Origin of the sequence: Moorena sp. SIO2C4, assembly GCF_010672485.1 — a bacterium.
GTDB classification, from domain to species: Bacteria; Cyanobacteriota; Cyanobacteriia; order Cyanobacteriales; family Coleofasciculaceae; genus Moorena; species Moorena producens.
On record NZ_JAAHGN010000123.1, the window covers coordinates 1 to 11,191 of the forward strand.

Consider the following 11,191-nt stretch of genomic DNA (forward strand, 5'->3'; position numbering starts at 1 on the left):
TCCTCTATGGCAGTAATACCAGCTGCTAATAGAGATTTGCCCCCATCACAAACTGCCTTTAGCGCTCCATTATCAAGATAAAGTTTCCCGGCTGGCACTAAACTGTAAGCAATCCAGTGCTTGCGGGCTTTATTGGTTTGAGCTTGGGGGGCAAACTGGGTGCCCAGGGATTCTCCCTGTAAAATTCTTTCTATGTTATTCGGACGTCGTCCTTCAGTGATTACAGTTCTAACCCCAGCATTGGTAGCAATTCGGGCAGCAGCTACTTTAGTTACCATCCCACCAGTGCCCCAACCAGAGCCTGAGTCATCAGCTTGTACCTCTAGTTCAGTTAACTCCTCAATGCTATTGACTGAAATAATTGGTTCAGCATCCGGTACCTTACGGGGGTCTGCTGAGTAAAGTCTATCCACATCAGTTAGTAAAAACAACCAATCCGATTCAATCAAACTAGCGACTAGGGCGCTAAGGGTATCGTTATCCCCAAATTTAAGTTCATCTACGGCTACCGTATCATTTTCATTCACCACAGGGATCACCCCCAGCTGGAGTAGCTCCCGAAAGGTAGCATAGGCATTGACATAGCAACTACGCTGTACAAAATCTCGGCGGCTGAGGAGAATCTGAGCAATAGGTTGGTTGAGGTTACTAAATAAGTCATCATATATCCGCATCAGCCGTCCTTGACCAACTGCTGCGATCGCTTGTTTGAGAGGGAGTGTATTCGGTCGTGATGTTAAGCCCAGTCGCCCACAGCCAATCCCCACAGCGCCAGATGTAACCAGTACCACTTGATGACCTTCAGAACGGAGCCGACTCAGGGTTTCCACTAGGGCAGCAATAGTGGATAGGGCCAACTGACCTGTTGCTGGTTGGGTTAAACTAGATGTGCCGACTTTGACAACTATCTTTTGATTGGTCATTGGTCATTAATCTGGTTTCTGTTGATCATACCTTCGAGGGGGAATCTATGTCAGGTGTAGTTTTCCTCTGGTACCACTGCCAAGTATGTGATTTTGATCACATACTTGGGTTGTGTAACTTACAAGACATTCAGGTGAATATTGCTAAGCTTTTGGGAATCATAGGAATAAGAAGTACTTGCTATGAGCCATCATAGTTCCAGATTGATGAACTATACTGGTAAACTTGAGCTACTTTGTATAATCGACACACCCTACAACAACAGGGGAATTCAGTCCGCTAATCACCTCTAACCAGTAACATCCAGGTGAGATCGTTGCTAATTATTAGTGTGACTCTTGTGCTAAGGCGTGCTGTGCAATGTGCTTGAATTCTAGCTAGAAAAGCTAAGGGTAAATAGGAATTGGGCCAAGGGTACTTGACTATTCTAGCTTTACCTTTGCCCCTTCCTGGATTACCATACACTGACACCCTCTTCGTCAGAAAACCCTCACTGATGAACTAACTGCAAAAGCCTGCAAGGAAAAATTATGTCTAATACCCACAACTTATTCACTATTCGTTTTTGGGGCGTCAGAGGTAGTATTGCCTGTCCAGGACCAGAAACAGTTCGGTATGGAGGCAACACACCTTGTATAGAGATCCGAGTTGGTCGTGAGCGTCTGATTTTTGATGGTGGCACAGGGTTGCGAGTTTTGGGACAGTCTCTCCTGAAAGAGATGCCCGTAGAAGCTCATCTATTTTTTACCCACTCCCATTGGGACCATATTCAGGGTTTCCCTTTCTTTACCCCTGCCTTTATTAAAAGGAATTGTTTCCATATTTATGGCACCCGCGCCCCTAATGGTGCCACCATCGAGAAACGTCTAACTGATCAGATGACCCACCCAAATTTTCCGGTGCCCTTGCAAATTATGCAATCGAAAAAGAAGTTCTATGACCTTGAGATTGGAGAAACAGTCAATATTGGTGAGATTACGGTAGAAAATGCACCCTTGAACCATCCAGGTGAAGCCGTTGGCTATCGAGTTAACTGGCGAGGCTATTCAGCTGCCTACATCACTGACACAGAACACCTCGAAGAAGGTTTCGATAAAAATGTCCTGCGGCTGGCCCGTAATGCAGACCTGATGATTTATGATGCTGCCTACACTGATCAAGAATACTACTCTGAGATATCGAGCAAAATTGGTTGGGGACATTCCACCTGGCAGGAAGCTATCAAAGTTGCTCGAGCTGCTAATGCTAAAAAATTAGTCATCTTCCATCATGACCCCCTCCATAACGATGATTTCTTGGATCAGCTTGGAGAACAGGCTGTTAAGGAGTTTTCTAATACGATTATGGCGCGGGAAGGTCTGGAAATTGACCTAGTGGAATCCTCTAGGTCACATCTGCTTGAGGTTAAGGATGGGAAAATGCCTCTGAGCAAAGTTTAATCTAGCAATTTTCAAGGTCGTGAGGTACAAAATGCTAGGTTTTAGGGAGCAGGGAGTAGGTTTTAGGGAGCAGGGAACAGGGAACAGGGAACAGGGAACAGGGAACAGGGAACAGGGAACAGAACAGGGAACAGGGAACAGGGAAAAAATCCTGTGTACCTCATAGTTATGAAAAACGCTGTAAGTATGATCAAATTATGATCAACGCTATATCATTCCTAAAAATAAAATTAATTGTTAATTAAAAATTAAAAATTAAAACTTAACAATTAACAATTAACAATTAACTTTCAGAGGATAACCGATTTTAAAAGTGATTAACTGTACTTAATAATATAACATGCTTCTTATAGTCATAGGCGGTCTTTTTAAAGTAAAGACCGCCTATAAAGTGCTGCTGATAGTTTGTCAGCATTCAGCGGTCAGCGGTCAGCGGTCAGCTTCTTTTATTAAAAAGCTGTTTCCGTAGCTTGGCCAATAGCTGAATGCTGATAGCTGAATGCTGATAGCTGAATGCTGATAGCTGAATGCTGATAGCTTACTTATTATCTAAGCTGCAACTTGAGCTTGATCAGATACTTGGGGTGCTGCTTTTAAAGATGTTTGGAGAGATTCTAGCTGAACCGATAGGTTTTGGATTTGACTTTGGAGTGCTTCAACTAGCACAATTTTTTTCGCCAGAACTTGAGGATTTCTGATGCTTGTGGATTGTTCAGATGCAGAAGAAGTATTCTTGATGCCGTCGCGAATGGGGGAAACTCCCTTTGGCCGACTGCATCCCTTGGTGTAGCCTAAGAACGTTTGAGCAGAGGCAAACTGATAGATTCCAGCTTTTACCTTACTCTGTTGCCATGACATCCCTAGGTTTTCAAGCACTGGTTCCTGGGTAACTATTAACGGTTCCATAACTGTTATCGGTTTCTCCATGACCACGGTCCGAGAAACCTTCTTTGCCATCGGTACGCTGGCAGCAGCAAATTTTACTTCTTCATAAGCAACCACATTATCTAGCTTCTGTTGCTTCTCTGTGTTCAGCTCGGATGTTGAAACTTGTAGTTGTTGAATTAACTTTTCCTTCTCCTGAAGAGCTTGCTCGATAGTGTCTAACTCAGACTCAATGGTAGCTGACTTCCGGGAAGAGTCCTGCCACCCAGCTAAAGTAGCATTAGAGATACCTACTCCCAAACTGATTAACATCGCTAGTCCCAAGTAAGGAGCCGCCGAATCCCTGACTTTACCATGAAAAAATAGTTCATCTTGCATGCGGATGGTGAGGGACTCTTCACCAAATAGGGCTACGGGTAAGGTGAAGACACAAAAGAGTGTAGTTGAAATGAAGACTGGTGCCAAGATTAATTTTTGGATTGTAGATCCGTTCACAATTACTCCCTTAGGATAGCTACTTAAAACTCAATGACTAGTACCGCTTTGTGGCACTTAAAAACGCTGATCATGTCAGCTTTTCGTTTGTTTTGAACGGTAGCTTTATTTCCAGCGTTTTGTCCTAGTTTGAACCTCAGGGGTTTGCGATCGCATTTGCGTTATGTTAGCGATTGGGTATACCTCATGTTTGATTTAAGTCCAATCCTAGGGCAACTCCATAACTTTCCTTAACTTTTAGTTATCGACTGCTCTTGGTGAGATCGGTAGATTATTTGTGTACGGAGCAAAAACAGGAACAATACCGGCTACGGAGCCTGTAACGTTACCTAGCCATTGAGTTCACCACCAGTACTAGAACTTGTTTAAGGTAAGCATTTAATCATGAACCAATCTACAATCGATAAATCTTTCCTGAGACCAATCGTGTTATCTACAATTATCTTTGCTCTTCTGAGCTTGCCCATAGTTATGCTCGGGGCAAAGCCGATCTGTATGAAGTTCCTAGAGAGTCGGATAGTTGATGCTAAACTGATGAATGCTGCGACGCGCTGATTAAGGTTTCACTAAACTGCTTAGACCTTTCGTAATCCTGATTCTTTTGGGAATGCTGGTTGCCAGTGTGCTCCTGTCCCAGTTTTGGGCACTACCAGCACTGACCCAGCCCCCTGTTCAACTCACCCTATTGATGGGAGCGGGGGAATTTGCTTATTGGCAGGAACTACTGGTCAAGAATTTTGAGCTAGAGAATCCAGATATTCAAATCGAACTGATCGAAGGACCATTAAACTCTGACTTAACAGAAGACCTCTATACCTCTGCTTTCATTTTAGGAGACTCACCCTATGACCTGATTAACATGGACGTGATTTGGGCTCCTAAATTTGCCGCTGCAGGGTGGTTACTAGATTTATCGGAGCGAGTTAGTAAGGAGTATTTAAACGAATTTCTGGATAAAGCAGTTGATTCAGGACGCTACCAGGGGAAACTATACCGCATACCATTCCGTTCCGATGGTGGTATCCTCTACTATCGTCAGGATTTGCTAGAGCAAGCTGGATTCCAAGCCCCAAAAACCTTTGAGCAGTTGGTCAACATTTCCCAACAATTGCAGGAAAACCATGATCCCAAATGGGGCTATCTTTGGCAAGGTCGTCAATATGAAGGGTTATCAGCCATGTTTGTGGAGATACTTGCAGGCTTTGGTGGTTTCTGGGTTGACCCGGAAACCTTGGAAGTGGGTTTGGATAAACCGGAAGCGATTAAAGCTGTAGAATTTCTGCGCAGCACCATCAAACAAGGGATTTCACCCCCTGGCGTCACTACCTATCAGGAAGAAGAAACACGACTGTTGTTTCAAAATGGGGATGCAGTATTTCTGAGGAATTGGCCCTATGTTTGGTCATTGGCAAATCAAGAGGGTTCAAAGGTCAAAGGCAAGATTGGCATTAGCCCTATGGTTCATGGTCCTGGTGGCAAAGCTGGTGCTTGCTTAGGAGGTTGGGGTTTGGGAATTGCTAAATCTTCCAAACATCCTGAGGAAGCCTGGAGAGCTATTGAGTATTTCACCAGTGAGAAAGCCCAGCGTCAGTATACTCTGGAAACTGGCTATCTGCCAACCCGACGGAAGCTGTTTGCAGACCCAGAGATTGTTGCGAAATATCCCCACTATCCAAAAATGCTAGAGGTGTTAGAGGGGGCTGTCTTGCGTCCACCAGTTCCCCAATATTCTCAGGTATCTGATATTTTACAACGGTACCTCAATGCTGTGCTAACTAATCCCAAACTCAGTGCTGAAAAAATGATGAAAGCAGCAGCTGATCAAACCCGTAGACTGTTGTCAGTAGAATTTAGAATGAAGAATGAAGAAGGAAGAATGAAGAAGGAAGAATGAAGAAGGAAGAATGTAGAATGTAGAATGTAGAATGTAGAAGGAAGAATGTAGAAGGAAGAATGTAGAAGGAAGAATGTAGAAGGAAGAATGTAGAATGTAGAATGTAGAAGGCAGAAGGCAGAAGGCAGAAGGCAGAAGGCAGAAGGCAGAAGGCAGAAGGCAGAAGGCAGAAGGCAGAAGGCAGAAGGCAGAATGTATAATTCTAAATTCTAAATTCTAAATTCTAAATTCTAAATTCTAAATTCTAAATTCTAAATTCTAAATTCTAAATTCTAAATTCTAAATTCTAAATTCTAAATTGTTGAATGAAAACTGATCCGATAGCAGCACAGGAGCAAAGGACAGGGTGGTTGTTGGTAACACCAGCCTTGCTACTACTGCTGCTAGTCTATGGCTATCCTATTTTGCGTTCGTTCTGGTTAAGTTTGTTCACTAAGAACCTAGGAACACAGCTACAACCGGTCTTTTCTGGTCTGAATAATTATGGGCGAATGATTGGGGATGGTCGCTTCTGGCAGAGTCTCTGGAATACTGTGATTTTTACCTCAGTATCTGTTGCTCTGGAACTGGTGTTAGGAATTGCGATCGCATTAATTTTAAATCAAACCTTTAAAGGAAGGGGTATTGTGCGCACCATCGCTATCCTGCCTTGGGCCTTGCCAACTGCTTTGATCGGTCTAGTATGGGCTTGGATGTTTAATGACCAGTTTGGGGTTTGGAATGATATCTTACTGCGTCTAGGTATTATTCAAGACGGAATCAACTGGCTAGGATACCCTACAACAGCGATGATGGCAGTGATTGCCGCAGACGTTTGGAAAACTACACCCTTCATCAGCATTTTGCTCCTAGCTGGCTTGCAGTCTATTCCCCAAGACCTATACGAAGCCCATGCCCTAGACGGTGCTACCCCCTGGCAAAGTTTCAAGCAAATTACTCTACCGCTATTGACGCCCCAAATCCTAATTTCCCTACTGTTCCGCTTTGCCCAAGCTTTCGGAGTCTTCGACCTGATCAAAGTGATGACTGGAGGTGGTCCGGGAGGAGCTACAGAAGTTGTATCTCTCTACATCTATACCACTGTCATGGATTATCTAGACTTTGGTTATGGTGCTGCCCTTGTGGTAGTAACCTTTTTGATACTGGTAACCACGGTGGTAATTATAGCCCTAGGCTCACGCAACTAATGACTATTCTGCCTCAGGAGTTACGCAAAGCCCCCTAAATCCCCCAATTCTGGGGGACTTTGACATCATTCCCCCCCAAATTGGGTGGTTAGGGGGGCAAAACCAACTCAACTTCGTAAGTCCTATGCCTAACTCATCATCCCCTCAACCGAAAACAAAACAAATTAACATTATCAAACTAATTATCCTGCCCCTAGGAATCATCTTATTGATAATTTTCTGCCTAGCACCACTCCTTTGGCAATTCCTCACTTCCATCAAAGTCAACCAAGATATCTCTTCCCTTCCCAATATTTATTTCCCTAAGCGGTATACACTTGACCACTATATAAACTTATTTACCCTGCGCCCCCTAGTCCACTATATTTTCAACAGCACCTTTGTATCAATTACTTCCACACTATTGTGTTTAGGGATAGGAACTCCCGCTGCTTACGCCTTAGCACGGTTAACCCTAAGGGGAGAAAAAATCATCATTGCTGGGATTATCATTATCACATTATTTCCCTTTATTTTGATATTCCTAGGACTCCTGGAACTTATCAAAATTATTAAACTAGGGAATAATTATCTAAGCCTGATTATTTCCTATACAGCTATCAACCTTCCTCTCACCCTATTAGTGATGCGCAGCTTTTTTCAACAGCTACCGCCAGAGCTAGAAGATGCTGCTAAAGTCGATGGCTATAGCACCTGGCAAATGCTAATCCAAATTCTATTACCCCTAACCGTTCCAGCTTTAGTAACAACAGGAATACTTACCTTTATTTTTGCTTGGAATGAATTTATTTTAGCCCTCACTTTCATTAGCCAAGAATCTCTGAAAACCCTGCCCGTTGCTGCGGCTCAGTTAAGTGGTTCTCTGGGAAAAGAGATTCCCTACGGTTCCATTGCGGCTATGACAGTTATAGGAACATTTCCCCTAGTGCTATTAGTAATGTTTTTCCAAGGTAAAATTGTCCAAGGTTTAACATCGGGAGCAGTTAAGGGTTAAGGGTTGAAGGTTGACGATAGTATGCCTAAACTAGAACTACATAATATTAATAAAATCTACAAGACTAACAAGGGTAACGTCATCCCAGTTAACGACATTAGCTTAGAAGTGGATGAAGGAGAATTTCTGACCCTACTTGGGCCATCGGGATGTGGTAAATCTACGATGCTGCGACTAATTGCTGGGTTAGAGCAACCCACCCATGGCAAAGTAGTTATCAATGGACGGGATGTTACTCATGTTAGACCAGGCGATCGCAATATCGCTATGGTTTTCCAAAGCTATGCTCTCTATCCTCATATGACCGTATATGACAATATGGCCGCTAGTCTGAAACTCCATAAAGTCCCTTCTGACCAAATTCGGAGCCTGGTGCAGGAAGTAGCTGGTAAACTGGGACTGGAAAATTTGATGGAGCGTAAGCCTAGTCAGCTATCTGGTGGTCAGCGCCAGCGGGTTGCTCTGGGCAGGGCATTGGTGCGGCAACCGGCTGTGTTTTTGTTAGACGAACCTCTGAGTAACTTGGATGCTTTGCTGCGAGAGCAAGTTAGGGCGGATTTGAAGCAGCTATTTGTTGCTCAAAAGGCACCAGTGGTTTATGTTACTCATGACCAAACCGAAGCGATGACCCTCTCAACCAAGATTGCGGTGTTATCTGAGGGTAAGCTGCAACAGCTAGATACACCCCAGGGCATTTACAAGCAGCCAGCAAATCAGTTTGTGGCTAGTTTTGTCGGTTCTCCCCAAATGAACTTACTGACACTTCACTGTCAGGGGAATTATGCCATCTTGGGTGAGGTCAAAATTCCTTTGCCAAATTTGCCTAAAGTGCCGCCACAGATTGTCCTAGGTATCCGCCCAGAAGATGTGGCCTTAGCTCAACCAGAGGATAAATATAGGATTGAGGGTCGCATCTACCTCGTGGAAAATCTAGGCATGCATAATTTAATTAGTGTTCGGGTGAAGGGGTCAGACTCTCTCAGTATCCGAGGGTTATTACCTAATAATTTAACTTGGGAAACCGAAGAAGTGACCCTGGCTATATCACCCCAGTTGATTCACTGGTTTGATAGTGAAACATGCGTTCGCTTAGGGTCTCTTTAGAGCATCCAGTAGCGGCTCTTTGAGAGCATTGGATTTTCCACAAACTTTACCCACTATAGCAGAAACAATCAACTAAACATATTAAGAAATATGTAGAAAATGGAGCCCTAGCAAGGAGAGGGCAGGGACCAGAGCACAGTAATGTAAACAATAATGTAAACAATGTTTATATTTTGACAGTGAAAACTAATTTTGATAAAATAAATAGGGTATAATTAATGATGATTGTCATCAAGTTACAGTCACACCAACCCGTCAATGCTCTATAGTCTAAAGCTACATAGGGTTAAACGCGATCGCTAAACCGTAAACTAAACCGTAAACTAAACCGTAAACTAAACCATAAACTTAGTTTCGCCAAAACCCCATTATTAATTAAATGGAGGGCAAAATGTCCCCAAACCCCCTGACTGTTATTGTCAAGATAAAGCCTGGAGAAGAGGCAGAACTAAAATCAATTCTCGAAGCAATTGACTCGGATCCAGAAAATAATCCTTATGTTCGCTTTCCTGAGAGCCGTAACACCCACTTGGCGCGTTTTGCCATCCTCAATGATCCCGATAATGGACCGCGCTTGCTCTTTTCGAGCAATTATGATGGTGACTTAGATAGCTACCTAAATGAAATAATTCAGATATCACCAGGAATGGATAGCCTATGGGAAAAATGCCAAGGCTATACTGGAAAGCCACAATTCTCTGAGTTTATTAGAAATGCCAACACTGAAAACTCCGTCTCTTTAGAGCGGAGATGAAAGTGCCTAGCGACTTTAGTCGCCTTGAAAAAAATATAATCAAAAACTTGCTAATTTGTGCTAAAGTTGTTAGCATAATAACATAACAGAAGAGGTCGATTTCTGATGATAATATTAGAGTTTAAAGCGTACGTTAAGTCTTCCCAGTATCAAGCAATAGACGAAGCGATTCGGACAGTTAAATTTGTTAGGAATAGCTGTCTTCGTCTGTGGATGGACAACAAAGGTCTAAGCAAATATGACCTAAATAAATATTGCAAGATACTGGCTAAAGAGTTCCCGTTTGCTAATGAACTAAACTCTACTGCTCGACAAGCTGCGGCTGAAAGGGCGTGGTCATCAATTTCTCGCTTCTTTGAAAACTGCAAGAAGAAGGTGCCAGGAAAGAAGGGCTATCCTCGCTTTCAGAAGCGCTGTAGATCAGTTGAGTACAAGCAATCAGGATGGAAGCTTTCACCTGACAAGAAATCAATCACTTTCAGTGACAAGAAAGGAATCGGAAAACTAAAACTCAAGGGTACTTGGGACTTGTGGCGCTTCGACAAGAAGCACATCAAGCGGGTTCGTATTGTTAAAAGAGCTGACGGGTACTATGTTCAATTTTGCATCTCTGTCGATGTGAATGAACAACTAGATCCGGCTGACGCCACTGTAGGATTAGATGTAGGCCTAAAAGAGTTCTACACCGATTCTAGGGGTAACACTGAACCCTTACCCAGATTTTACCGCAAAGGAGAAAAGCGACTAAGATTTTATCAACGCCGAGTTTCTCGTAAAAAGAAAGGCTCATCTAACCGTAAAAAAGCCGTCAATAGATTAGGTAGACAGCACCTTAAAATAAGTAGGCAGCGTGAAGAACATGCCAAGAGACTGGCACGTTGCGTAATCCGGTCTAACGACCTGGTCGCCTATGAAAATTTGAGGGTTAAAAACCTGGTTAAAAACCATTGTCTGGCTAAGTCTATTAATGATGCAGGTTGGTATCAATTTAGGAAATGGTTAGAGCATTTTGGAACTAAGTTTGGCAGAGTCACGGTTGCAGTGAATCCTGCCTATACAAGCCAAAACTGCTCAGAATGCGGCGAGGTCGTGAAGAAGTCACTATCAACTAGAACTCACGTCTGTAAGTGTGGTTGTAAATTAGACCGAGACCACAACGCCGCAGTCAATATCTTAAAAAGAGCCTTGGGTACGGTGGGGCACACCGGAACCTGGATCATAGATCCCAACGCTTCGGGAGATCTGGCCTCTACTGTTCTTGGTTCCGACCAGGTTCAGCAAGTCGGGTCGTTGAGCGAAGAATCCCCGCGTCTTTAGACCGGGGAGTGTCAATAACCAACACTCCTATCAGCCCGAAGCCTTCTACATCGCCTTCCGTAACGAAACAGTCACGAGCCTCAAGAACTACATCGCAATTCGGAAACATATTGAAAATTTATTAGATCTTAAGGATGTAGCTAACTACCTAGATTGTTCAGGAGTAAATCCATTTTCAGATAAAGTTGCCCAGGTTTC

11 protein-coding genes are annotated in these 11,191 nt (G+C 43.4%); 9 read left to right on the forward strand and 2 right to left on the reverse strand.

What is annotated here, in order from left to right:
* Nucleotides 1–923, reverse strand: a 923-nt coding sequence (gene proB / locus F6K20_RS09295) for a glutamate 5-kinase (RefSeq protein ID WP_287294507.1), incomplete at its 3' end; no start/stop codon positions are given.
* A gap of 531 nt (nucleotides 924–1,454) precedes the next feature.
* Between proB and F6K20_RS09300 the strand changes: the two genes are divergently transcribed.
* Nucleotides 1,455–2,363: an MBL fold metallo-hydrolase gene (locus F6K20_RS09300; protein ID WP_008187668.1), complete on the forward strand. Its 909-nt coding sequence runs from the start codon at nucleotides 1,455–1,457 to the stop codon at nucleotides 2,361–2,363.
* A gap of 19 nt (nucleotides 2,364–2,382) precedes the next feature.
* Nucleotides 2,383–2,529, forward strand: coding sequence for a hypothetical protein (locus F6K20_RS09305; protein WP_287253573.1), 147 nt, complete (start codon nucleotides 2,383–2,385; stop codon nucleotides 2,527–2,529).
* 383 nt (nucleotides 2,530–2,912) lie between these two features.
* Here F6K20_RS09305 and F6K20_RS09310 read toward each other — a convergent pair whose 3' ends face one another.
* Nucleotides 2,913–3,743, reverse strand: a complete 831-nt coding sequence (locus tag F6K20_RS09310; RefSeq protein ID WP_044494144.1) for a hypothetical protein — start codon at nucleotides 3,741–3,743, stop codon at nucleotides 2,913–2,915.
* A 384-nt stretch (nucleotides 3,744–4,127) separates the two neighbouring features.
* Between F6K20_RS09310 and F6K20_RS09315 the strand changes: the two genes are divergently transcribed.
* From F6K20_RS09315 to F6K20_RS09345, 7 genes are all read left to right on the forward strand, one after another.
* Complete coding sequence (locus F6K20_RS09315; protein ID WP_008187672.1) at nucleotides 4,128–4,298, forward strand: hypothetical protein; 171 nt, start codon at nucleotides 4,128–4,130, stop codon at nucleotides 4,296–4,298.
* Nucleotides 4,299–4,350: 52 nt separating this feature from the next.
* Nucleotides 4,351–5,637: an ABC transporter substrate-binding protein gene (locus F6K20_RS09320; RefSeq protein WP_287264820.1), complete on the forward strand. Its 1,287-nt coding sequence runs from the start codon at nucleotides 4,351–4,353 to the stop codon at nucleotides 5,635–5,637.
* A gap of 305 nt (nucleotides 5,638–5,942) precedes the next feature.
* The gene (locus tag F6K20_RS09325; protein ID WP_287264821.1) at nucleotides 5,943–6,824 is read left to right on the forward strand and encodes a carbohydrate ABC transporter permease; all 882 of its coding nucleotides are present in this window, start codon (nucleotides 5,943–5,945) and stop codon (nucleotides 6,822–6,824) included.
* A 124-nt stretch (nucleotides 6,825–6,948) separates the two neighbouring features.
* On the forward strand, nucleotides 6,949–7,818 hold the full coding sequence (locus tag F6K20_RS09330) for a carbohydrate ABC transporter permease (RefSeq protein WP_287294509.1): 870 nt from the start codon (nucleotides 6,949–6,951) through the stop codon (nucleotides 7,816–7,818).
* A 21-nt stretch (nucleotides 7,819–7,839) separates the two neighbouring features.
* Nucleotides 7,840–8,922, forward strand: a complete 1,083-nt coding sequence (locus F6K20_RS09335) for an ABC transporter ATP-binding protein (protein WP_008187679.1) — start codon at nucleotides 7,840–7,842, stop codon at nucleotides 8,920–8,922.
* A 391-nt stretch (nucleotides 8,923–9,313) separates the two neighbouring features.
* The gene (locus F6K20_RS09340; protein WP_287264828.1) at nucleotides 9,314–9,676 is read left to right on the forward strand and encodes a hypothetical protein; all 363 of its coding nucleotides are present in this window, start codon (nucleotides 9,314–9,316) and stop codon (nucleotides 9,674–9,676) included.
* 105 nt (nucleotides 9,677–9,781) lie between these two features.
* Nucleotides 9,782–10,993 carry an RNA-guided endonuclease InsQ/TnpB family protein gene (locus F6K20_RS09345; RefSeq protein WP_287264829.1) on the forward strand — a complete coding sequence of 404 codons (1,212 nt, stop codon included), beginning with the start codon at nucleotides 9,782–9,784 and terminating at the stop codon, nucleotides 10,991–10,993.
* Nucleotides 10,994–11,191: the final 198 nt, after the last annotated feature.

Coding starts and splice junctions, on each gene's coding strand:
- F6K20_RS09315 (WP_008187672.1), top strand. CDS start 4,128: ATGAACCAATCTACAATCGATAAATCTTTCCTGAGACCAATCGTGTTA.
- F6K20_RS09325 (WP_287264821.1), top strand. CDS start 5,943: ATGAAAACTGATCCGATAGCAGCACAGGAGCAAAGGACAGGGTGGTTG.
- F6K20_RS09330 (WP_287294509.1), top strand. CDS start 6,949: ATGCCTAACTCATCATCCCCTCAACCGAAAACAAAACAAATTAACATT.
- F6K20_RS09300 (WP_008187668.1), top strand. CDS start 1,455: ATGTCTAATACCCACAACTTATTCACTATTCGTTTTTGGGGCGTCAGA.
- F6K20_RS09345 (WP_287264829.1), top strand. CDS start 9,782: ATGATAATATTAGAGTTTAAAGCGTACGTTAAGTCTTCCCAGTATCAA.
- F6K20_RS09340 (WP_287264828.1), top strand. CDS start 9,314: ATGTCCCCAAACCCCCTGACTGTTATTGTCAAGATAAAGCCTGGAGAA.
- F6K20_RS09335 (WP_008187679.1), top strand. CDS start 7,840: ATGCCTAAACTAGAACTACATAATATTAATAAAATCTACAAGACTAAC.
- F6K20_RS09320 (WP_287264820.1), top strand. CDS start 4,351: ATGCTGGTTGCCAGTGTGCTCCTGTCCCAGTTTTGGGCACTACCAGCA.